This is a genomic window from Nitrococcus mobilis Nb-231 (assembly GCF_000153205.1).
GTDB classification, from domain to species: Bacteria; Pseudomonadota; Gammaproteobacteria; order Nitrococcales; family Nitrococcaceae; genus Nitrococcus; species Nitrococcus mobilis.
Genome location: NZ_CH672427.1, coordinates 1,080,645 through 1,103,701 on the forward strand (window position 1 = coordinate 1,080,645; position 23,057 = coordinate 1,103,701).

Annotated in this window: 18 protein-coding genes and 1 other RNA gene; 7 read left to right on the top strand and 12 right to left on the bottom strand. The window is 59.5% G+C overall.

The window, feature by feature from the left end:
* Positions 1–48 precede the first annotated feature (48 nt).
* Positions 49–1,458, bottom strand: coding sequence for a cysteine--tRNA ligase (gene cysS, locus NB231_RS04900; RefSeq protein ID WP_005000256.1), 1,410 nt, complete (start codon positions 1,456–1,458; stop codon positions 49–51).
* A 16-nt stretch (positions 1,459–1,474) separates the two neighbouring features.
* Complete coding sequence (gene gltX / locus NB231_RS04905; protein WP_040661838.1) at positions 1,475–2,884, bottom strand: glutamate--tRNA ligase; 1,410 nt, start codon at positions 2,882–2,884, stop codon at positions 1,475–1,477.
* 81 nt (positions 2,885–2,965) lie between these two features.
* Between gltX and NB231_RS04910 the strand changes: the two genes are divergently transcribed.
* The gene (locus tag NB231_RS04910; protein ID WP_005000258.1) at positions 2,966–3,745 is read left to right on the top strand and encodes a UDP-2,3-diacylglucosamine diphosphatase; all 780 of its coding nucleotides are present in this window, start codon (positions 2,966–2,968) and stop codon (positions 3,743–3,745) included.
* Here the strand turns inward: NB231_RS04910 and NB231_RS04915 are convergent.
* The gene (locus tag NB231_RS04915) at positions 3,742–4,191 is read right to left on the bottom strand and encodes a type II toxin-antitoxin system RatA family toxin (protein ID WP_005000259.1); all 450 of its coding nucleotides are present in this window, start codon (positions 4,189–4,191) and stop codon (positions 3,742–3,744) included. The two genes, NB231_RS04910 and NB231_RS04915, sit on opposite strands and share 4 nt — an antisense overlap.
* Positions 4,188–5,609 carry a sodium-dependent transporter gene (locus NB231_RS04920; RefSeq protein WP_005000260.1) on the bottom strand — a complete coding sequence of 474 codons (1,422 nt, stop codon included), beginning with the start codon at positions 5,607–5,609 and terminating at the stop codon, positions 4,188–4,190. The genes NB231_RS04915 and NB231_RS04920 overlap by 4 nt, the downstream gene beginning before the upstream one ends.
* Positions 5,610–5,696: 87 nt before the next feature.
* On the opposite strand from NB231_RS04920, the gene smpB reads away from it, so the two are divergent.
* Complete coding sequence (gene smpB / locus NB231_RS04925; RefSeq protein ID WP_005000261.1) at positions 5,697–6,188, top strand: SsrA-binding protein SmpB; 492 nt, start codon at positions 5,697–5,699, stop codon at positions 6,186–6,188.
* A gap of 13 nt (positions 6,189–6,201) precedes the next feature.
* Here smpB and otsB read toward each other — a convergent pair whose 3' ends face one another.
* Positions 6,202–7,011, bottom strand: a complete 810-nt coding sequence (otsB, locus tag NB231_RS04930) for a trehalose-phosphatase (RefSeq protein WP_005000262.1) — start codon at positions 7,009–7,011, stop codon at positions 6,202–6,204.
* A 316-nt stretch (positions 7,012–7,327) separates the two neighbouring features.
* Here otsB and NB231_RS04935 point away from each other — a divergent pair, with 316 nt between their 5' ends.
* From NB231_RS04935 to NB231_RS18305, 5 genes are all read left to right on the top strand, one after another.
* Positions 7,328–8,932, top strand: a complete 1,605-nt coding sequence (locus tag NB231_RS04935; protein ID WP_084766237.1) for an alpha,alpha-trehalose-phosphate synthase (UDP-forming) — start codon at positions 7,328–7,330, stop codon at positions 8,930–8,932.
* A gap of 81 nt (positions 8,933–9,013) precedes the next feature.
* Positions 9,014–9,373: a transfer-messenger RNA gene (ssrA, locus tag NB231_RS17425) on the top strand.
* Between the two features lie 186 nt (positions 9,374–9,559).
* Positions 9,560–10,435: a tyrosine-type recombinase/integrase gene (locus tag NB231_RS04940; protein ID WP_005000266.1), complete on the top strand. Its 876-nt coding sequence runs from the start codon at positions 9,560–9,562 to the stop codon at positions 10,433–10,435.
* Positions 10,435–10,782, top strand: a complete 348-nt coding sequence (locus NB231_RS16655) for a tyrosine-type recombinase/integrase (protein ID WP_005000271.1) — start codon at positions 10,435–10,437, stop codon at positions 10,780–10,782. Before NB231_RS04940 ends, NB231_RS16655 begins: the two co-directional genes overlap by 1 nt.
* Positions 10,783–10,909: 127 nt before the next feature.
* Positions 10,910–11,086, top strand: a complete 177-nt coding sequence (locus NB231_RS18305) for a helix-turn-helix transcriptional regulator (protein WP_005000274.1) — start codon at positions 10,910–10,912, stop codon at positions 11,084–11,086.
* A 79-nt stretch (positions 11,087–11,165) separates the two neighbouring features.
* Here NB231_RS18305 and NB231_RS18935 read toward each other — a convergent pair whose 3' ends face one another.
* From NB231_RS18935 to NB231_RS04975, 7 genes are read right to left on the bottom strand one after another with little or no spacing between them, the layout of a single operon-like run.
* On the bottom strand, positions 11,166–11,702 hold the full coding sequence (locus NB231_RS18935) for a hypothetical protein (protein ID WP_198007236.1): 537 nt from the start codon (positions 11,700–11,702) through the stop codon (positions 11,166–11,168).
* On the bottom strand, positions 11,626–12,948 hold the full coding sequence (locus NB231_RS04950) for an SIR2 family protein (RefSeq protein ID WP_005000276.1): 1,323 nt from the start codon (positions 12,946–12,948) through the stop codon (positions 11,626–11,628). Before NB231_RS04950 ends, NB231_RS18935 begins: the two co-directional genes overlap by 77 nt.
* 9 nt (positions 12,949–12,957) lie before the next feature.
* Positions 12,958–16,161 (bottom strand): type I restriction endonuclease subunit R, encoded by a 3,204-nt coding sequence (locus NB231_RS04955; RefSeq protein WP_005000277.1) that lies wholly within the window; start codon positions 16,159–16,161, stop codon positions 12,958–12,960.
* Positions 16,162–16,163: 2 nt separating this feature from the next.
* Positions 16,164–19,436, bottom strand: coding sequence for a DEAD/DEAH box helicase (locus tag NB231_RS04960; RefSeq protein ID WP_005000278.1), 3,273 nt, complete (start codon positions 19,434–19,436; stop codon positions 16,164–16,166).
* A complete protein-coding gene (locus NB231_RS04965) occupies positions 19,433–20,230 on the bottom strand; it encodes a hypothetical protein (RefSeq protein WP_005000279.1) in 798 nt (265 codons plus the stop codon). The genes NB231_RS04960 and NB231_RS04965 overlap by 4 nt, the downstream gene beginning before the upstream one ends.
* Positions 20,227–21,492: a restriction endonuclease subunit S gene (locus NB231_RS04970; protein WP_005000280.1), complete on the bottom strand. Its 1,266-nt coding sequence runs from the start codon at positions 21,490–21,492 to the stop codon at positions 20,227–20,229. The genes NB231_RS04965 and NB231_RS04970 overlap by 4 nt, the downstream gene beginning before the upstream one ends.
* Positions 21,489–23,057, bottom strand: a complete 1,569-nt coding sequence (locus tag NB231_RS04975) for a class I SAM-dependent DNA methyltransferase (protein WP_005000282.1) — start codon at positions 23,055–23,057, stop codon at positions 21,489–21,491. The genes NB231_RS04970 and NB231_RS04975 overlap by 4 nt, the downstream gene beginning before the upstream one ends.

The window sequence follows — 23,057 nt, forward strand, 5'->3', positions numbered from 1 at the left end:
GCTGACGCGGGCCTAGCACAGAAGCCGGCGCCCGCTTCCTGGGCGCCGTCAGCCCCGCCGAGACCGCCGCCAGGCCGTGCCCTGCGGCGTATCCTCAAGGGCAATTCCCTGGGCCTGGAGCTCATCGCGAATGCGATCCGCCGTGGCGAAATCACGGTTTTTACGAGCCAGGGCGCGTTCGGCGAGCAACGCCTCCACCCGTTCACTAGCGATGCCGACGGCTACCGACGACCCTGCACCGCCCTTGAGGAAAACCTCCGGCGCCACCTGCGCCAGTCCGAGCAGCCCACCCAACTCGCGCAACGTGGCGGCAAGCGCCGCCGCCTGGCTCTCGAAGCGGTCCCGCCGGCGGTTGATCTCACGGGCAAGGTCGAATAGCACGGCCAACGCCAAAGGGGTGTTGAAATCATCGTCCATCGCTTGCCGGAAGGCCTCGCGGTAGGGGGCGGCCAACGCCGGGGAGGCTTCGGTAAACGGTAGATCACGCAACGCCAAGTAAAGACGCTCCAGCGCCGCGCGGGAGTTATCCAAATCGCTCGTGGAATAGTTCAGCGGGCTGCGGTAGTGGCTCGAGAGTAGAAAGTAGCGGATTTCCTCCGCGCGGTAGACCTGCAGCACCTCCCGCACCGTAAAAAAATTGCCCAAGGATTTGGACATCTTCTCGTCGTTGATGCGGATGTGGCCGTTGTGCATCCAAAAATTGACGTAACGCCCGCCCCAAGCCGCCTCGGATTGGGCGATTTCATTTTCGTGGTGCGGAAACTTGAGGTCCAGACCACCGCCGTGAATGTCGAAATGCTGCCCCAAACAGGCACCGGCCATGGCCGAACATTCGATATGCCAACCGGGACGACCCTCACCCCAGGGGGCCGGCCAGCTAGGCTCGCCAGGCTTGGCCGCCTTCCACAAAACGAAGTCGGCGGCATCCCGCTTGCCGGCCCCAGGCTCGACCCGGGCCCCGGCACGCAGCGCCTCCAGCCGCTCACCGGAGAGCCGGCCGTAGCCCTCGAAACGCTCTACAGCATAGTAGATACTGCCCTCGTCAACGGCCTGGTAGGCATAGCCGCGATCCAGGAGGCGCTGGATCAATGCGACGATCGCATCCATGTAGGCCGTCGCCCGCGGCTCGGCGTCCGGGAGCAGGCAGCCCAGCGCGGCCGTGTCCGCGTGCATTGCCGCAATGAAACGCTCGGTCAAAACGTTCACGGGCTCGCCCAACTCGGCGGCACGGCGAATGATCTTGTCATCCACATCGGTGATATTACGTACGTAATCCACCCGATAACCGGCTGAGCGCAGATAACGAACCACCGTGTCGAATACCACCATGGCCCGGGCATGACCGAGGTGGCAATAATCGTAGACCGTCATGCCGCAGACATACATGCGGACGCGACCGGGTTCGATCGGCCGAAACGGCTCCTTGCGGTTGGTCAAACTGTTGTAAATGTAGAGCATTGCTATCCGGCTGCTTTTATCGGGCGCGGGCCAGCTCGCCGGCCCGACGCAATCGTTCGCGTAGACGTTGGGGGCTGATCAGCATCAACAGCTCCGCCAACTCCGGACCATGCGGCTCTCCCGTAAGCGCAAGCCGCAACGGCAGAAACAGGGAGCGCCCGCGCAGACCGGTTGCCTGGCGCAACCGTTGCGGCGATAACGCTTCGTCCTCGTCAACCAGACGGAGCGCCGCATCGAAAAACCCCGCACCCGCCGCGCGCAGGACCTCGCACACCGACTCATCGGGCGGCGGCAGCGACCCATAGATTCGCTCGGCCCAATCCTGAAGCTCGCTTGGAAAGCGTACATTGGCGCGCAGAACTTCTACCAAGCGCCGCTGCTGCTCGGCCGGCACTGTGGCACCGTCGAGCCACGCCTCGAGCACTGCAATCGGGGCCTCGGCCACCGCCTGTTGCTGCCAATAATCCAACTGCTGCGGGTCGAAACGCGCCGGCGCGCGCCCGATCCGTTGCACTTCAAAAGCACAGGCAAGCCCCGTGAGCCCCTGCAGACCGATATCGCCGTAGGCATGGCCCAGCCGCGCCAAATAGTTCAACAGCGCCCCGGGCAGATAGCCCGCCTCACGCAGCGCCGCCACCGAGCGACTGCCGTGGCGCTTGGCGAGCGGCGCGCCGTCGGGGCCCACGATCATGGGCAGATGACCGTAGCGGGGCGCACTCAATTCCAAGGCTTCCAGCAATAGCAACTGGCGCGGCGTGTTGGCCAAATGATCCTCGCCGCGCAATACCTGCGTGATCCCCATGAGCGCATCGTCCACGGCGTTGCAGAACAAGAAAGCGGCCGAGGCATCGGCCCGGCGTATGATGAAATCACCGAGCTCGTCCGTAGCGACGCGCTGCTCGCCACGAACCAAATCCGAATAGACAATCGCGCGCCCCGCGGGGACGCGGAAACGAAGCGCGGGCCGCTCACCCCGGTCGAGCCGAGCATGGATTTCAGCGCCGCTCAGGCGCCGGCAGGTACCCGGATAACGGGGCGGCCGCCCGGCGGCAAGCTGTGCCTGACGCTGGTGTTGCAGCTCCTGATCGCTGCAGAAACATGGATAAGCCTGTCGGGATTGCTCGAGACGCGGATAGAATTCGGCATACACCGCCGCGCGTTCGGACTGCCGCCAAGGTCCGCCAGGCTCGGTGCGTTGTGGCCCTTCATCCCAGTCCAGCCCGAGCCAGCGCAGCTCCTGCATGAGCGCCGTCGCGGCACGGGCGCTGCTGCGCTCGCGATCGGTGTCCTCGATACGCAGCACGAAACAACCACCCGCAGGCCCGCGGGCAAGCAGCAGATTGAACAGCGCCGTGCGAAGATTACCCAGGTGCATCAAGCCCGTGGGGCTGGGTGCAAAGCGAGTCTTGATAGGGCAGGATTGCATAAGCGCTCAATCGTAAACGACAAAATCGGTCAGCGGCATTGCGAGTCACAATGCACTGGCCCCAAGGAGTCGGCAGCCCCGATGCATATCCATGATACCAACCACCGGCCGGTGTTATTCATCTCCGATCTCCACCTGGATCCTAGCCGTCCTGCGGTGACCCGGCTATTCGTCCAATTCCTTGCGCAAAACGCACGGCAGGCGCAGGCATTGTATATACTGGGCGACCTTTTCGAAGCCTGGATCGGCGATGATACCCTCAACGCCGAAGACCCGGTAATCGCCGGGTTAAGAGCGCTCAATGCCGCCGGTGTCCCTGTGTACGTGATGCGGGGCAACCGCGACTTTCTGCTCGGCGAGGGCTTCAGCCAGGCCACCGGCGCGTTACTCCTCGACGATCTGAGCCGCATCACGCTGGATGGAGTGCAGGTACTGCTGCTGCACGGCGACACGCTCTGCGCTGATGACATCGAATATCAACGCTTTCGCGCCATGGTCCGCGATCCGCATTGGCAGGCGGAATTCCTGGCCAAGCCCCGCGCGCAGCGGCTGGCCTATGCGACCCAAGCACGCCGCGAGAGCACCGAGCACAATCGCCGTACCGACGCGGCCCGGCTGGATGTGAATCCGCACAGTGTCCAGCAGACCCTGCGTGAACAGGGTGCGCGGCATATGATTCACGGCCACACCCATCGACCGGGCGTGCATCGCTTCGAGCTCGATGGCGAACCGGCCCAACGTATCGTACTGGGTGACTGGTACGAGCAGGGCAGTCTCCTACTCTGCGAGAGTGGCCGCTGGCAATTGCGACAGCTAACGCTGGACTGTTGTGGGTCGACCGACGCCCCCCAAAACTGCTAATAGGCCGCATCGGGAGCCCCATAAAGCTCATCCGCCCGGTGCACGAAGGAATCCACCAGCGTATTGGCCATCTGATGAAACACGCGGCCGAACGCCATCCCCAGGAGTCGGTTCGCGAACTCGAACTCGAGATCCAAGGCCACTTTGCAGGCATTGTCCGGCAACCCGTGGAAACTCCAGAAACCGTTGAGGTGCCGAAACGGCCCCTCGACCAGACGGATGTCGATCATCTTGCTGGGATGGAGCCGATTCTGGGTGGTAAAAGATTTCTCCAAACCGCTTTTGGAGACAACGATCATCGCGCGCACACAGTCCTCATCCCGATGCAGAATTCGACTCTCCTTGCACCAGGGAAGAAAATGATGATACGCATCGACATCCTCTACGAGCCGAAACATAACCTCAGACGAATACGGCACCAGCGCCGAACGCGAAACCAATGTCATAGGACTTCCCAACCCAACAACCCCATGGCTTGGAGGAACAGCAAAACTACGGCTACGGGTGTAGCGAACCGTATCAGGACGAGCCATAAACGATAGCCCCAACCGCCGCCCAGCTCGATGCGGCTGCTGTCCGCCGACATTCGCCAGCCGACAAACACCGCGGTCAATATCCCGGTCAGCGGCAGCAACAACCCGGTAATAAAAAAGTTCAACACATCGAAAAAAGTCCCTCGCCCGAGGCGGGACCAGCTCCCCAACGGCTGCAGATGCGACCAGAGATTGAACGAGAGCAGCGATAACAGTCCGAACGACCACACCAGAACACCGACCAGGCTGGCCGCGAGCGATCGCTCGACCCGCCAGCGCTTCATTACATAGGTAACCGCGGGTTCGAGCATCGAAATGGCCGAAGTCCAGACGGCCAATACCAGCATAGTAAAGAACAACGTGGCCATAAGGTGGCCACCCGGAGTTGTGCCGAAAGCAAGCGGCAACGTCTGGAAGATCAACCCCGGTCCCGCCGCAACGCTCAAACCCGCCTGAAAAACCACCGAGAATATAGCAAGGCCAGCCAACAGCCCGACCAGCGTATCGGTCAACACCACTATAGGCGCAACGGCCAGCAAGGATACCCGCTCCGGAGCATAAACGCCGTAGATCACTAACGCGCCCAACCCCAGGCTGAGCGAGAAAAAGGCATGCCCAAGGGCGGCAAGCAAAGCAGAGGCATCCAACCGCGCGAAGTCCGGCCGCAACAGGAAATCCACGGCCCGATCGAAACTCGGCTGGCCATGAGCATAGAATACCAAGATCCCGAGAATCGTCAGTAGCACCGGCACGAACCAGCGCACAGCCTCCTCAAGGCCGTAGCGCACCCCCCGGCTGACCACGAGAATCGTCATTGCCATAAATAGGGTATGCCAAGCCAGCAGGCGTTCGGGATCATCCGTGAGCTCCTGGAACAAGCGCGCCGCCGCTACCGCATCAAGCTCATGGAAAGCACCGGCGGCCGAACGGAACACATACGCCATGCTCCAACCGCCGACGATGCTGTAGGCGGAGAGCACCAGCAGGCCCGTAACGCTGCCGAGCCAGCCGATCACCGACCAACCCCCGCTTAACCCCTCTTCACGAGCGATTCGCAGCAAACCGTAAATGGGCGTGCTGCGAGCGCGACGCCCGAGCATGAGCTCAGCCACCATGAGTGGCAGCCCCACGGCCGCCACGCAGGCAAGATAGGCCAATACGAAAGCACCACCGCCATATTGCCCCACCAAATAGGGAAACTTCCAAATATTGCCCAGCCCCATGGCCGAGCCGATGACGGCAAGAACAAAGATGCAGGGAGACGACCATTGGCCGTAGCGTGGCAACGATTTTAAGCGCAGCGGCCGCTCTCGGGCCAGCGATCGAAGCATGCCTGGGCGGACCCCCCTATGCAGTGCGCCGCTCACGCGCGAGCGACACTGCGAGTTGGCACTGTAGTAGGCAGCGCGGATAGAATAATGCGCGTGAGCAAACAAAACCCCAAATCCAAAGCGGGCAACAGCCCCAACATCAGCGTTAACCGTCGGGCCCGACACGACTACCACATCGAGGACACCTTCGAGGCCGGCCTCGTGCTGGAGGGCTGGGAGGTAAAAGCCCTGCGCGCGGGTCGAGGGAGTTTGCAGGAGAGCTACGTCATCATCAAGGATGGCGAGGCTTGGCTGATCGGCTGCAACATCTCCCCCCTGCCGACGGCGTCCACTCATATCCAGCCCGATCCCATACGCACCCGCAAACTGCTGCTGCACGAGCGCGAACTCAGCCGTTTGATCGGTGCCACCGAACAGCGCGGTTACACTCTGGTGCCACTTAACATGCACTGGAAGCGTGGCCGAGCCAAACTCGATCTCGCCCTAGCCAAAGGCAAAAAGAAATTCGACAAGCGTGCCGCTCAGAAAGAACACGACTGGCAGCGCGAAAAGCAGCGCCTGCTCAAACATCGACAATAACCAGTCTCCTCGGTCAAGCGCCTTTTAGCGACCGGATCAACTGTTGCAAAAACAGCCGCACCTCCCCGGGATCCTCCAGTGCATAGTGCGCGGTCGTGGGATGGTCATCTTCACGCACCAAAATGCCGGTACCGCGGCGACACACGATCCGGAAGGCGTTCTCATCGGTCCGATCATCGCCAATGTAGATCGGGTGCCGCCGCCCGCTGGCGTCTAGCTGCGGCAAAAGCCACTCTACGGCCTTGCCTTTGTCCCAATCGAGACCCGGCTGAATCTCGACTACTTTCTTGCCCAGCGTAACTTTTAGCTGCGGGTGTTCCGAGAGCACCTCTTGTACCCGGGTTTGAACTTGTGAGATATCGACCTCCGCGACCAAGCGGAAATGCACGGCGAGAGATGCGCGTTTGCGCTCGAGAAACGCACCGGCAATACCAGCCAAGCCTTCTCGCAGGCGTTGCTCTACCGCATCCAGCGCCGGCAGATAGGCCTGCACGTCCTCCAACGAATGGATCTCGCCTGCAAGGTTCTCCATTTCGAAGCCATGATTGCCCACGTACACCAGCCCTGGCACATCGACCAGCTCTCTCAGCACGTGCACCTCACGGCCGCTCACTATGGCAACGGGCATAACCGAGACCAGATCGCACAAGATGGCTCGTGTCTCGGGTGCGAGCACCGCCAATTCCGGACGCTCCACGATGGGCGTGAGCGTGCCGTCATAGTCGAGCAGCATTAATAGTCCATCTTGCCACGTTTGCAGGAGCTGCGGCAGCGCGGCAAGCCCGGAGGGCAACTGGACCGCCTGCCGCGGCTGGCAATCCATCTCAGCCACGGTCACCTCGATAAAATCGGTCTATATCTTAAAAAACAAAATTGCGCTGATTCGGACGTGAGCGCGTGTGAACCGGAGCAAAATTAATCGTCAGCTCAATTATGGACGCTTTGACAATGAAAAATGCGAAGTATACACGGGAGCGTTTACTGATGATGAGACGCCATTTTCGACATATCGTGAAGCATTTCCCCTAAACAGCCGGTCGATACCAGGCCAGAACACACTTCCATGATCGCGATCAACACTTTCTGCTTTTAAATTGTCAAACTATCTGTGATTTCGATAAGCAAACGTGAGGTGTACCATGGCGGCTCATGATCTAGGGACCGAGCACCGAACACATAGCCACAGCCCCCTAGCCGCCCTCCATCGAGAACCCCGCTTATTAACGCCGCTTCCACCCAGCCAACGCATCGTCATCGCCTCCAATCGACTCCCAATCACACTGAATCGCTCCGAACGTGGTAGATGGGAAGCCAAACCCGCTGCGGGGGGGCTGGTCGCAGCCCTCCGCCCTATTCTACGGAAGCGAGGCGGCCTATGGGTGGGTTGGTCGGGCGCGGCGACCGTTGAAGATGCAGAGATCGCCGATATTTTCAAGCATCTAGCGGCGCGCGATAACCTGCGTATGCGGGCCGTTTCCCTGAGCCACGAGGAAATCGACGGTTTCTATCAGGGCTTCTCCAACGGCATTATCTGGCCATTGTTCCACGATATCCTGAAAAACTGCAACTTCAACCCCACCTACTGGCCCATCTACTGCCGGGTCAATCGCAAGTTCGCCGAAGTACTGGCAAGAGAGACCACCCCCAATGATTTTCTCTGGGTGCACGACTACCACCTGATGCTGCTTGGACAAGAGCTGAGCCGACTGCAGCTCCCGAATCGGCGCGGATTTTTTTTGCATATTCCGTTTCCATCCCTCGATTTTTTCCGCAAGCTGCCGTGGCGAAGGCAGATCATCGACGGTCTGCTCGACTTCGATCTCATTGCCTTTCAAACGGATCGAGATCGCCACAATTTCCTACAATGCGCCGAAGCATTGGCCGAGCGTTTCACGGTTGCAACGGATGGCCCACAGGTTACCCACGTGCGCTTCCTGAAGCGCACCGCAGCGGGCGCCAATGCCTGGCGCACTATCCAGATCGCCACTCTGCCGATCAGCATCGACTATTCAAAAATGGCCGCCGACGCCGCCTCGGCCCGGGTGCAACACCGAATGACACAACTTCGGGCCGACCTGCAAGAACGACAGATGATTTTGGGGGTAGATCGGCTCGATTATACGAAAGGCATTTTACATCGATTGCGCGCCCTGCGTCTGACACTCGAGCGCCACCCCGAACTGCGCGGCAAGATCATTTTGGTCCAGCATCTGGTGCCCAGCCGGGAGAGCATCGGCGATTACGCCCAGTTGCGCCGCGACGTGGAACAGCTCGTCAGCGAAATCAACGGACAATTCCGCACACCGGATTGGGTGCCGGTCCAATATCTGTATCACAGCCTGTCCCGGGAAGATCTGCTCGCCTACTATCGCACAGCGAACATTGCCCTGATCACGCCGCTCAAAGACGGCATGAACCTGGTTGCAAAAGAATACTGCGCCGCCCAGATCGATGAGGACGGCGTGCTGATTCTGAGCGAACTCGCCGGCGCTGCCGCGGAGTTACAAGTCGGAGCGTTGCTGGTCAACCCACACGATATAGAATGTACCGCAGAACGCATCTACCAGGCGCTCGTGATGCCCAGGGACGAGCGGCTCGAGCGTATGCAACGGCTGCGCCGGACCATCCGCAATCATGACGTCTTCCAGTGGGCCGAGGCCTTTCTCACCGCGGCTGCAGCCCCACAAGCGCCCGTGTCGAAAGGTGCGCAGATGGACTCGACTCAGGTTACAACTGCACTATGAGGAGATAAGCACCCCCCGAGTCCACTTCAGTCTCTCGCCGGGAACTTCCTCTTCTGTTAGACTCTCTAACGTATTGAAGAAGGGGGCGACTAGGCTTCGACGTAGGTCGCGAAACTTCAGGTGCATGCCGAGGATGTCACTCACCTCGTAAAACATGTGGCAAAAAAGATAGTTGCCAACGACGACAACTACGCCCTCGCGGCCTAAATAACCGCGAGCCGCTGACTGGCGATTGCCTATGGTTTCTTTTCAGCGGGCATATTACATAGGATAGCTTCGGGGACTGCCCGGATCCCTGAGGCGAAACCCTAACGGGCTCGCTAGCTGCATTCCCTGCCCGTCGGGAAGCGGTTGGTTAAAAAAGAAAGGCGCCGGCTAAGCATGTAGATCCCTGGAGCGGAGGTCTTGCGGACGCGGGTTCGATTCCCGCCGCCTCCACCATCACCGAGTTTTCAAGCCCCTGAAAACTCAAAAAAAGCGCCCTCAGCGGCGCTTTTTTCTTCTCTAAATCAAGCAAATACGTTTAACAGTCAGGTATCTCGCGCCATCGCGTTATATCCGGCCTTCGCGACCTTTCCGGGGGTACGATTGGGAGTATAAAACACCCAAGATCAAAAATACCCCCCAATGCTCACGGTCCAGGAAATCAAGAACGCGAAGGCCAGCGACAAGCCGTGGAAGCTCTACGACCGCGACGGCCTGTATCTTTTTGTCACCCCAACCGGCGGCAAGCTCTGGCGCGGCAAGTACCGCGTCAACGGCCGCGAGAAGACCCTCAGCCTGGGCCCTTGCCCCAAGGTCGGCCTCGCCGAGGCCCGCGAGAAGTGGCAGGACGCCCGCAGGCTCGACGACCCCTCCGCGGTCAAACAGGTGGAGAAGCAGGCCTCCGATTCGACGACGCCGACCTTCCTCGCCGTCGCCAAGGAGTGGCGCACTCGCCAGACGCCCGGCTGGACCCGCAAGCATGCTTCCCAGGTCTGGCGTTCACTCGAGATCGACATCCTGCCGACGCTGGGCCCCCGCCCCATCGACGAGATCCAGCCGCGCGAGATCATGGCCCTGATCGAGGGCATCGAGGACCGTGGCGCCGGCGAGATCGCGACGCGCGTGCTGCAGCGTGTGCGGGCGGTGTTCTCCCGCGCCGTCGCCCTCGGCTACCGCGAGGCCAATCCGGCGGGCGAGCTCCACAATCACCTGAAGCCGCGCAAGAAGGGTCAGCAGACTGCCCTCGCCACCGAGGAGCTGCCGACCTTCCTGCATGCACTCGAGACCTACCAGGGTGACGCGGCAACCCGGCTCGGACTGCGCCTGCTGATCCTCACCCTGGCCCGCACCAGCGAGGTCCGCGAAGCCAAATGGGCCGAGTTGGACCGGGAGGAAGGCGTGTGGACGGTCCCCGGGGAACGGATGAAGAACCGCCGCGAGCAACGAGTCCCCCTATCACAGCAGGGCTCGCCACGCTCGAGGAATTGCACAAGGTCTCGAGCCATTCGCAGTGGCTGATGCCCGGCCGCCTCGAGGACAAGCCGGCGAGCCAGAACACCATGATCTTCGCCGTGTATCGGATGGGCTTCCACAAACGCACCACCGTCCACGGCTTCCGCGCCCTCGCCTCGACGATCCTCAACGAGGCCGTCACCGAGGTCGACGGCAAGAAGCACCGTATGTGGTCCGTCGACGCCGTAGAACGCGCGCTGGCCCACACCGAGCAAAACAAGGTCAAAGGCGCTTACGACCGGGGTGATCGGTTCGAGGAGCGCACGCGGATGATGCAGTGGTGGGCTGATTACCTGGACACGATCGCCAAGTCCGCGGCCACGATGGAATTCGAGCACAATGGTAGCCGATGATCAGTTTCTTCCGCACATTCAGTCGTTTGGAAACCACGACGCAGGTTGCATTGGTTTTCTGCAGCCATCGCCAGCGATATCAATACCATCCTCACAAGTGAGGTCGCGATAGCACAGGAGACCAACAATGAAACGACTGATTACCGACAAGCAACTCAAGGAAAAACTCGGCGGCTGCTCCGACATGACGATCTGGCGCTTGCGGCGTGACGGCAAGCTCCCGAAACCCAGGAAGCTGGGCAGCCGAAACGTGACGCCCGAAGAAGAGGCCGATGAGGCGATAGCGAAGCTGGTCGGGCTCTGAACTCAGCTCCCTGCTCCCGCGCCAAAACAGCCCACCGCGTGCGCAATTGGGCAAACCACTGCATGACAAATAGAACGGCCTACCAAGCCATCCGCCCGGCAATGCGACGGTAATTCGCTATCGATTTGTCAAGAAAGTCGGCGCTACCGTTTCCAAAACCGGCCGCCAGCAAGGCGGCCTTCAAGTCGTCGGAGAGGATTTCGGAAAGAATCCGGTCACGGATGGAACTGTGCCAGCCGCTGCGACCGACCGGCATCCATACCCAGGATTGAGGGTCTTGCCTTCCGAGCATATCGTCCAACTCGGTGATGTCGCTGCTTTCAATATGAACGAGCGAGGCCAGGATTTCGAACTGCTCTAACAGATGCTCGAAGTGAGCGGTAATGCCCACAAAGCTTTTACTCCATTCCTCGAACAGAGCAACGAGATGATCGCTGAGCGGCGTCTTGCGCTTTTCAAGCCCTTCAAGATGTTTCCAGTAATCTTTGTCACCGCCTTCCCATGACCAGAGAAACAAGGCTTCGACGATCCGCTTGGGATCATGGTGCTCGCGGGAGATGGATGCCGATAGCAGGCGATGAAGCGTCTGCCAGCGTTGAGAACGGAACCAGGCCAAGGCCGTAGGCCGTGAAGATCAGCACCACCGGGTAGGTGCGTATATTCAGCCAGACGGTGAGGCCACCGCCGACCTTATCAGCATGAACGCGAATAGCGCTGAGAACATCCACGACCAGCGATAATTCGCTGCCGTCACCCCAGCGTCCCAGCACGCCCGCCATGCGGGCAAGCGGCTCGGTCGCCGCCTCGTAGAGCGCGACACGGCGGCAAAACTCATCCTGATTCCATCCACCCTGGGCCGCAAACGCGGATGAGTCGATCTGCTCAATGAGACGTTCTGTCTCCTGGCTGAAAAGCTCATCGAGCTGGATTCGGTATTCGGGCTTGGCAAGATACCGCTTCGTACTGTTGACCAGCAGGTCAACACCAAGCGGATTCTGACGGTGGGTTTGTTCCAGCGTCTGCACTCTTTGCCAAAGCCCGGTAAAGAAGCTGTCCGCGTCGGTAATTTCGACCAGCCTGGCTCCACGGTGGGTGATAATCTCCCCTGCACCGGTGCCGGGCTTGCCGCGCGCGCCCCAGTACATGGGATAGCGCCTGTTGGGCGCGCGCAGGAAAGCAGCGCGCAAAGCATGGTCCCACTCGCCGGACCAGCCGCAGACAATCAGGCCGTATTCATCAAAGATACGATCAAGCAACGCGTCGTACTCTGCCGTATAGCCGCTCAGCTCTTCGTCGGTGTTGAGAATCCGCGCGTCCTTGTAGTCGCCGTGTAGCTTAAGGATGTAGCAGGCACTATGCGCGAGAGGCTCCGCACCTTTGAGGGCATCGACCGAAGCAACGATGGTCGGCTCAACGCCGTGCTCGCGCAGGGCGTTCTCCATCAGGCGATCGAAGTTGGTCGTGACAATCACCCTGACGTAGCCTGCGCGCACCAGATCGGCCAGCGCCTCATGGGCAGGGGTGGGGACCTTTTTCCATTCCTCCCGGTCCTGGTCGGTCGGCTCGATGTAGCTGTGCAAGATCGAGCGCCGCTCATCGGGTGAGGAGGCGAGCTCTTCGAGCAGGGCTGAATAGCTGGGTTCGTGTCCAGTCTCTTCCCGGTACCACTTCGCCCAGTCGGGCTGCGCCTCTACGCCCTGGGCGAGCGCCACCCGGCGGATGAGATCGAGCGTGATCTCCCAGCCGGTGGGAATCTCCGCCGAGCGGGACAGCCCCGAACCGAGCAGGACAGCAAAGACGCCCGGATTTTCGTAAAGAGCAAACGCGAGCTGCGTATGCTGGTCCTTCGCAAGAATGCTCATGACAGCGCCCTATGCTGCCCACAATTCCGAAAGAACTTCCGCTTGCTGCAAAACGGTCTGCACCGCAGCCTCTTGCAGATCGGGCGGATAACCGTATTTGCGAAGAATGCGCTTGACCAGAACGCGCATACGGGCACGCGCAGAATCGCGGTGCGCCCAGTCAACGGATACGTTCCCGCGAACATTGGTGAGAAGTTCATGGGCGATGACGCGCAGCTTCTCGTCCCCCATGACTTCAACCGCGCTTTCGTTCTCGGCCAGCGCATCATAGAAGGCGATCTCTTCCTGGGAGAGACCTTCTTCTTCCCCGCGCTGCCGCGCCGCCCGAATGTCTCTGGCAAGCTCGATCAGCTCCTGAATAACCTGTGCCGTGGTGATGGCATTGTTGTGGTAGCGGGCAATCGCATCCTCAAGACGCTCGGAAAATGCTCTGGTCTGGACCACATTGGTCTTGCCATGGGAGCGGATCTCTCCGTTGAGCAGCTTGCGCAGCGCTTCCATGGCAAGGTTCTTCTTCTCCATGCCCTGCACTTCGGTAAGGAATTCGTCCGAGAGGATCGAGATGTCCGGCGTCTTGACGCCTGCTGCTTCAAGAATGTCCACGATCTCAGTCGAGACCACGGCGCGACTGACGATCTGCTGCACGGCCAAATCGCGTTCAGCCGTGCTTTTCCCTTTGCCCGGAACGCTCTTGGCAAGCGCTGCCCGGATGGTCTGGAAGAACCCGACCTCGTCGCGGATTTCACGGGCTTCGTCGCTAGCACTGGTCAGCGCGAAGGCTTTCGAGAGCGCCAATACGGCGTCGTTGAATCGCCGGTTCGCGCGCTTCTTGCCTTCCTCGGTAGTTTCTTTCGCAGCGCCTTGTTGCTGCATATCGAGTACCCACTCGATGGCTTCGGCCATAACAGCAAGACGCTCCTGAGCCGTGCCGGTTAAGCCTCGCATGTAATCGAAGCCATAGAACATGTCCCGCACGATCTCGTACTTTTCGAGCATGACGCCGACGGCCTGGGCCTCGTCGATACCGGCATGCTTGCGGTCGTCCTTTGAATACTGCCCCAAGGCACTCTTGAGGTTCTGGGCGATACCGATGTAATCGACCACGAGCCCGGCGGGCTTGTCCCTGAACACGCGGTTGACCCGCGCGATGGCCTGCATGAGCCCGTGCCCCTGCATCGGCTTGTCGATATACATGGTGTGCATGCAGGGCGCATCGAACCCAGTGAGCCACATATCTCGGACTATGACGAGCTTCAGCTCGTCGTCGGGGTCCTTCGCCCTTTTGGCGAGTAGGTCGCGCCGGGCCTTGCCGCCGATATGCGGCTGCCATGGCTGCGGATCGGACGCCGATCCCGTCATAACGATTTTGACGATACCTTTCTCGTCATCATCGCTATGCCAGTCCGGGCGGAGCTTGACGATCTCGTCATAGAGCGCCACGCAAATCCGGCGGCTCATGCAAACGATCATTGCCTTACCGTCCATAGCCGCAACACGGTCCTCAAAATGCTGCACCAGATCCTCGGCCACCATGCTCAGTCGCTCCTTGGAGCCGACTACCGCCTCGATGGTGCTCCATTTGCGCTTGAGCTTTTCCTGCTCATCCTGCGCTTCATCCTCGGTCAGCTCGGCGATTTCATCATCAATGAGCGCCCGCTCTTCGTCGTTCAGCTCGATGCGAGCCAACCGGCTTTCGTAATAGATCGGAACAGTCGCGCCATCCTCGACGGCCCGATTAATGTCATATACGTCGATGTACTCGCCGAAAACCGCCGGGGTGTTCACGTCCTCTTTCTCGATCGGCGTACCGGTGAAGCCAATGAACGAGGCGTTCGGCAAGGCGTCCCGCAGATACTTGGCGAAGCCGTAAGAGATTTCGCCCGTCTTGCGCTCGACCTTGGCTTTGAAACCGTACTGGCTCCGGTGAGCCTCATCGGCAATGACAATGACGTTCCGCCGGTCGCTGAGCGCCTGGTACTCGCTCTCCCCTGAAGTTGGCGAGAACTTCTGTATAGTCGTGAAGACGACACCACCGGAGGGGCGCGTCAGAACCTTCTGGAGGTCTTCGCGGCTTTCTGCCTGCTGCGGCGTCTGCCGCAGCAAATCTTTGCACATACTAAACGTGCCGAAGAGCTGGTCGTCGAGATCGTTTCGGTCGGTGATGATCACAAGCGTCGGGTTTTCCATCGCCGGATGGGCGATGATCTGCCCGGCGTAGAATGCCATGAGCAGGCTCTTGCCAGAGCCCTGTGTATGCCAGATGACGCCGATACGGCGATCTCCTCTTTCCTGCGATGCGACCGACGGCAGTCCATAATCCGCCGGGTCTTCGGCCACTTCTCCAGTCACAACCGGCATGGCGCGTACTGTGGAGGCCACGGCGCGGCGCACCGCATGGAACTGGTGATAACCGGCCATGATCTTGACGAGACCAGCCCCCGTGTCGCCAAAAACCGTGAAGTCGCGAATCATTAAGAGAAAGCGGCCCTTCTCGAATACTCCTTTTATGACCGTACCTAACTCGGGCGATCCTTTCGGGGCGATCTTCGAGCCATCGACCGTCCGCCACGGCATGAACCGCTCGATATCCGCCGTCAGGGAGCCGACACGGGCATGAAGCCCGTCGGACGTGACCAACAATGCATTGGTCCGGAACAGCGTAGGTATCTGGCTCTTGTAGGTCTGGAGCTGGTTGAACGCGCCTTCCAACGTCGCGTTCTCATCGCCGGGATTCTTGAGCTCGATGACGGCTAGCGGTAGACCATTCACGAAGATCACGACATCCGGGCGGCGGTTGTTCTGGTGCTCAATGACCGTGTACTGATTGAGCGCCAGCCAGTCATTGTTTTCCGGGTTGTCGAAGTCGATCAGCCAGGCCTTATCACCGCCAACGGTACCGTCTCCCCGCGTGATCTCGACATCAAGCCCGTCCACGAGGACGCGATGCAGCCGTCGGTTCTCCTCCACGAGAGACGGCGTTTCGGTCTGCTGTATCTTCTTGATGGCCTCATCACGTGTATCCGTCGGAAGGTGCGGGTTGAGCGACTCAAGAGCCGAACGAAGCCGATCCACAAGAACCACGTCACCATAGCTGGCCCGCTCCGGGCTCGCCCCGTCCGGGCCAATGTCGGGGCCATGCCCAACGCTGTAGCCGAGTTCTTCCAGCCAGGAAAGGGCGGCATCCTCAACGTGGCTTTCAGCGAATTTCGGCAAGGTCAGACTCCCTCCCCGGACAGGACTTCCCAAATTTTGCGGTATCCCGCACCGCTCAGGAGCGCGTCGGCAGGCCTTGCACGGTTCCAGTCTCTCGGTGACATCGCTTTCAAGAAGCTGCGCGCCTTGCCGACGGAATAACGGCTTTCATCATCACCGAAGGCCTCTTTGTAGAGCGATCCGAGCTCTTCTGCCGCACTGCGCGGCGCGGCGTTCATTCGCATCAGGACGGCGTCCTCTGTGCGGACACCGTGATAGATCATCGCTGGCAAGGCGTTGATCCTTCGGCGCTCGGCTTCACTCATGCCTTCGAAGTCCATCCCCGAGACGCGGCTCAGAGCCGATACTCCCCATGTTCCGTTGTTGACAATGGCCCGGTAGATCGCCTTGCACGCATCAGTGAAGGCTTCGGTTTCCGACCGGTCGGCATCGTGGGAGAAATAGGTTTTCGCGATGTCATCCAGCCGCACACCGTTGACCCAATCTCGGGTGATATTGGAAAGATGCGAGTTGTCGAAGCCATCGCCGCCAATCTCTTCAAGCTGCTGCTTTAATTGCGGAACCTTGAGCATGACGCCGAACAGATCAGCCATGCGCCCGGCATCTCCAAACAGGCTATCTGGTGCCCAGTCATCCGGCCTCAACTGCTCTTCCAGGTTCCGCATTCCGGCCATGGCCTTCTGAACGCCTTCCGGCGAAAACCCGGTCGAATCCGCCAGCTCTGCGGCTCCCGGCATTTCGGCCAACCTTCGCGCATAGCTCTTCGTCGCGTTCAGCAGGGCGTCGGCCTTGTCCCGCTGTGCCGGATCATTGCGGAGGGTCGTATATCCGTAGGTCTGGCGCAGAAGCTGTTCGGATTCCGCAAGCACCGCGTCGAGGTTCTTCTTCTCCGCCCAGAGGTGGGCGACATAGCAACGGAAATCCTCCCACTGGTCCTGCCAGAGAACAGCATCGAGATTGTTGAGCTGTCCCTGGGCAGCGAGTTCGTCCAAAAGCGCCACAAGGCGGGATGCCAGAGCGCCGGTATTGCGACGAACGAAGTCAATAATTGCGTCGCGGTCTTTGCCTTCCGCCAGGCCCACAACACCGACGCTATCGTGCCCGATGCGTCCGGCGCGTCCGGCAAGGTTCCAAAATTCCCTAGCCGACATTTCGACCGAACGCCGCCCCTGCGGCACGAAGCGAGAGGCCAGAAATATCGACGATACGGGGAAGTTAATTCCCTGCGTAATAGTCGAGGTCGCGCACAAGACGCGAAGATGGCCGGACTCCGCGAGCCATTCCATGAGCGTTCGGGTTTCATCGGAAAGACCTGCATGGTGGACACCGACACCATGATCGAGCATGCCGATCAGTTCGAAACCCGGACTAACCTCTGTTTTGAGAAAATCCTGAACCAACCGCACATCGCCGGGCACAACATCAAACTCCGGCACACTCTGCGCCGCATGACGAGCCATGGTCCAGACGGTGTTGATGTTATTGGCAACACCGATGCTCGTACCGCGTGCGGACATGACGGAGGCCATGGCGGCTGTCTGCAAACCGAAACCTTTCTGCTGCCCTTTTTCGAGCACCTTGCTCTTCGGCACGTCGATAGGCCTGCAATCCCCCGCGCGATGCGTGCCACGCAATTTCATGGCTCTTTCGGTGACGGCCAAGGTCTCGTAGTCGAGCCGCCATCCGGCGCGCTCGCTGTCATCAGCAATAGCCCGGTAGAGACCGACTATCCGTTCGTTCGGTTTCCAGGCCGTTGTGCTGAAACTGATCGCCTTACCGGCATCTATGTCCTGCGCAAGCCAGCGCGCCACGGTCTCGCTGCTATCGACATAGGGCATCAGCAGCAGGAAGTTGGCTTGCGGACAATCACGCTTGATCGTCGCAAGGAGAAATTCGATCCGAAGGCCCCTGGCCTCGGTTTCCAGATTGTGCGCTTCGTCCATCACGACGAGAGCAAGCGGGCGCGGCACATTCTTGTTGCGAATGACGAAGGAAAGCTTCTCGGGTGTTGCAACGAGCACATCGAAAGGCCGTTCCTGATCGGTCAGCAGTTCTTCCTCAAAGGCGTCCACGTCAATCGCGCCACTGAGTTGTTCGACCCTTAACCCGATGGGCTCGAAATCCCGGCGAAGGCGCCGTGTAATCTGAGCCGTCAGCGCTCTTGTCGGCGCGACATACGCAACCCAGCCCTTGTCGGCATCGAACTGGTTAAGGGCCTGAAGAATCCGAAACTGTGCCAGCAGTGTCTTGCCGCCGGATGTCGGCATGTCGATCACGATTGCTGTCTTGGCCTGATCGAGGAGTCCTTGCTCTAGCAGCGCCGCGCGCTGCGGAGGCAAAAGCTCGAACATGGCCTGATGCTCTCGTTTGGTTAGTGTCTTGACGAAGTCGGACACGCGGGAATTGACGGTTCGCGTTCCCCACCACAGGGAATTCGTAACCATGATGCGGACAGCGGCATGAAGCCAGCGAAGAATGACTTCATGCTGAGCGTCGCCTGATGCGGTCGCCGCCTTGATGCCGGACTCAAAATGCTTGTCGAGATCACCGAAGATGGTCTGCGACTGTCCTTGGAGCATGTACTCCGCGAGGACCTCAGTGCCTTTGGCCCAGTGATAGAGAGCAATCAGGCGCAACGCGACTGCGCGATCTTCGGCGGCAGACCCGTTAGCCAGCCGCGCCGCTTCATGTGACTTCTGGTCCTCACGCAATCCGGCAATGATCTCTCGGATGCGATCCAGATCGTCCCAGCCATCTTTTCGGAACAGACGGACCCAGCAATCGAACAGTCGGTACAGGAGCCGTCGGTCCCATGGCGCATCGGCAACGGTGGGCACGGCAACACCAGCAGTGTTTTCCTTAAACCAGCGCCGCAGGTCGGACCAGCGGTCCCCACAATAGGCAAGCGCCGAAAGCTGCAAGACGTGGAAGATACGTTCATACGTACTTTCGGGTATCTCCACCAATCGACGAATATCGAAGGCATGGTGGGAAGCTGCAGTCGCCTGGTCCCTCAGTGCGTCGTCACCACCAGCCGGACGACTCAGGGCGTCGAGACCTTCGATAGCAGCCATCTCATATGCAAGAGCGACACGGTCGAGCAACGGCTCGTCGGATTCAGCCTCAGCGAACGCGAAATCAATCTGACGACCAACGGCCCGCTGTACCAACCGTTCATTGACCAACTCTGAGGCGCGGACGCGCTCTTCTTCACCGATGGCACTTAGCGCCCAGTGGGACTGGAGGACTTCAATAGCGGTAGCGGTGAGCGTCATGCGCAGCCTCCCGCCCGTGTGGCCAAGGCCTTCGATGCCAGGTTACCGATAACCCCTACCGGTAAATAAAGGGCGAGCAACTCTATCTCGGTGCCCGCAGGGCAGTTATCGCCGAGCTTCTCTACCCGCACACGAACGTCGTCCTCATGCGGAGTAACGTCACGCACGAGAACACCGAAGAGCTGCACATCGGACGTGTTCTCAAGATAGCGCTTAGTTGCCGCCTTGAAGCGATCGAGCCAAGGCGAATTCTTGGCGCGATGGCCAAGGTATTTGAACAGGTCGCGCCTAATCTCGACTTTGTCCCGAAGCTCTTCGAGCTGCTGTTTCAGACCGGTCCGGCCATACATAGCACCAGGTGGATGCTTGGCTTCTCCCGATGTCTTAACTTCGCCAAAGGCGAAGCGGTCACCTTTCGCATCTTGTTGAATCCCTACCAGATCGGCTCCGGGCAAACTCGATCCGCTCTTGCGCTCGTCACGACCATCCGGCCAGGGAAACAGGCAATCCCTGTGCTCAGTCAGATAGGCTTCGGCAATGGCTTCGCCAACACGCCAGTCCTCAATGTCGTCGGGATCGGCGAGGGCTTCTGCGAGCTGCTCCTGCGCAAACTCCGTTTCCGCGACACCAGCGAGAAGCTCCTCAATGTCCGCTTTGCCCTGATCGTCAAAGACGAGCCTAGAAACCTGACCGCCTATGGCCTCGTCAAGCTCGCCTTCCGTCCAAGTGCGACCTCCCCCTTTACAGGGCGGCGCGCCAAGGTTGTAGCATTCCTCTCCCAGAGCGACCGTCATGCAACGGCCTCCACAGCTTTCTCAGCATCGCGTAGGCGGATCTCGCCGGTCAGTAACTTTGGAAGAAGGAGGTCTCTAGTCCGTGCAAGGGTGCGGGACTCGAGGGCGTTCGCAATTATTCCGCCCATCATCGGATCGATTAAGTCACCTAGAGCCTTCCAAAGGCGACTGTCACTGGGTGCAACAATAGGGTACTGACGCAAAGCCTCCGCATTAACGCGCTGTCGGCCCGAGGTTCCTGTCATGCTCCGTTCGGCATGAGCACGGAACCCCGGGTCGCGGGCCAGAACATAACTGGCGGGCAGCGGCAAAGGTGGGCGCGACCGGATTACGATGAACTCTGTCGATCCCGCACCTATCACTTCATCCCCGAGACCGAAGACATATGCTGTCTTTCCGTTTTCGAGACACGGTGTAATTCGTGCAAAGAGTGTGTCTCCGTCCCTAAACTTCGAACCGGATTTGTATTCTCGGATAGAAGGTGCGTCTGGCACTGGGCCGATCGTCGGAAGGGCCGCCATGTCCAGATATGGCGCTTCAGAGCCCTTCCTCAGCGATTCGCGTCGATTGAACTCGAACAGGTCGCTTGCTGGGCGGACTAGCCATCTGGCTGGCTTATGTTCACCGTCCAGGGTACCCGCGAACAGGTCCCAGACATCAGGAGCGAGATAGGGGGCGCGACCTTCAGCTTTGGCGCGTGTAGGACCGAAATCGATGAACCAGTCCTTGAAAATCGCCCGCGCCATCGCCTCCAGCGTCTCGTTCATCCGCCGGTTCAGCTCAATCTTGTCATCCAGCACTCCAAGAGTCGCTCCTATGCTCTCCCGAAGCTCACCATCAAGATCTGCGACATCGAAATTTGTAAGGGACTGCCAGTTCACACGTTGGCGACCAGATGTTCCCGTCATTTGTTGAATAGCAAATTTGCGAAATTCTGGAAGGCGAGAAAGGTAATACACGAACTGCTCGTCGGACCTTTCGCGAGCTCGCATCACGATGAACTCGGTCGAGCCGTGTCCTACGCCATCGCCGGGGAGGCCCCTGACCTGTCCGCCTTTCCCGTTCTCAAGACAGGGAGTAATCTTTGCCAAGAGCGTGTCACCGTTTCGAAATTTGCTACCAGAGCCCCCTGCGACCCGATATTGGAAAGTCGGTATGTCTCGCTCAGAAATTGGCAAGGCCGCCATTTCAATGAATGGTAATTCTTTACCTTTCTCGAGCGGCGTCGTGGGATTGAATGCAACTATTTCAGTGACCTTCATGTTTGAACTGCCCCAAGCTTCTGCTGAATAAGGGCGCTCAGTTCCTCCGCGTGAGCAAACTGCTCAGCCAAGATTTCTTTTAGGTCCGCGAACTGCTCCTCGAACGACAAATTGTCTGCCTCTTCCGCCGCGGCGCCGACATAACGCCCCGGCGTCAGAATGTGGCTATGTTCCCTGATTTCATCCAGCGTCACAGCTTTACAGAAGCCGGGCACGTCCTCATAAGGTCCCGCTCCGCGCCAAGAGTGGTAGCTTCCCGCGATCTTGGCGATGTCTTCTTCAGAAAATTCCTTGCGGGTCCGATCGACCATTTGCCCTAGCTTGCGGGCGTCGATAAACAAGATCTCACCGCGCCGATCGCGCCACCGGTTTCCGGGGTTCTTATTGCGAGCCAAGAACCAAAGGCAGGCCGGGATCTGGACTGAATAGAATAGCTGGCCGGGGAGATCGATCATGCAATCGACTACGTCTCCCTCAACTAGGGAACGACGTATGTCACCTTCACCCGACTGCGTCGAGGACATGGAGCCCTTTGCCAGCACCACCCCCGCCGAGCCGTCCGGGGCGAGGTGATGGTAGATATGTTGAAGCCAAGCATAGTTGGCGTTCCCAGCCGGCGGCACGCCGTACTTCCAGCGAGCGTCTTCACGAAGACGCTCGCCTCCCCAGTCTGAGATATTGAAGGGCGGATTGGCGAGCACGTAATCGGCTCTCAGATCCTTTAACTCGTCCTTGTGAAAGCTACCTTCGTTGTTCCATCGAATATCGGCATCGATCCCTCGTACAGCCAGGTTCATCTTGCACAGCCGCCAAGTGGTGTAGTTGCTCTCCTGCCCGTAGATGGCGATATCGCCAATCCGTCCGCCGTGTTCCTCTACGAACCTCTCCGACTGGACGAACATGCCACCAGAACCGCAACAAGGGTCATAGACGCGACCCTTGTACGGCTCCAGCATTTCGACGAGGAGCTGCACGACGGAGCGAGGCGTGTAAAACTCACCGCCGCGTTTTCCTTCGGCTCCGGCAAAACCACCTAGGAAATATTCATAGACACGACCAAGGATGTCTTTGGAGCGGTCGGCATCTTCGCCCATCCCGATGCCGCTGATCAGGTCAATCAGCTCACCGAGCATGACCTTGTTCAGAGCTGGCCGCGCGTAGTCCTTTGGCAAGACACCTTTGAGCGAAGCGTTCTTCGCCTCGATGGCCAGCATGGCGTCATCGACAAGCTTTCCGATGGTTGCCTGCTTCGCGTTCGCTTGAAGGTGTGACCAACGGGCCTCTTTGGGCACCCAGAAGACATTCTCGGCAAGATACTCCTCCGGGTCTTCCGGGTCAGCCAGGTCTTCGGCAAGCAACGCTTCGCGCTTGACCTCGAAGGCATCGGAGATATATTTGAGAAAGATCAGCCCGAGGGCGACGTGCTTGTAGTCGGAGGGTTCCATGTTGCCGCGCAGTTTGTCGGCGGCTGCCCAAAGCATGCTTTCAAAGCCAAGGTTCCCACCATTGCCGCTCTTCTGCGCACTTTCTTTCTTGTCGTTCGAGCGTGGGCGTCCACGAGCCAT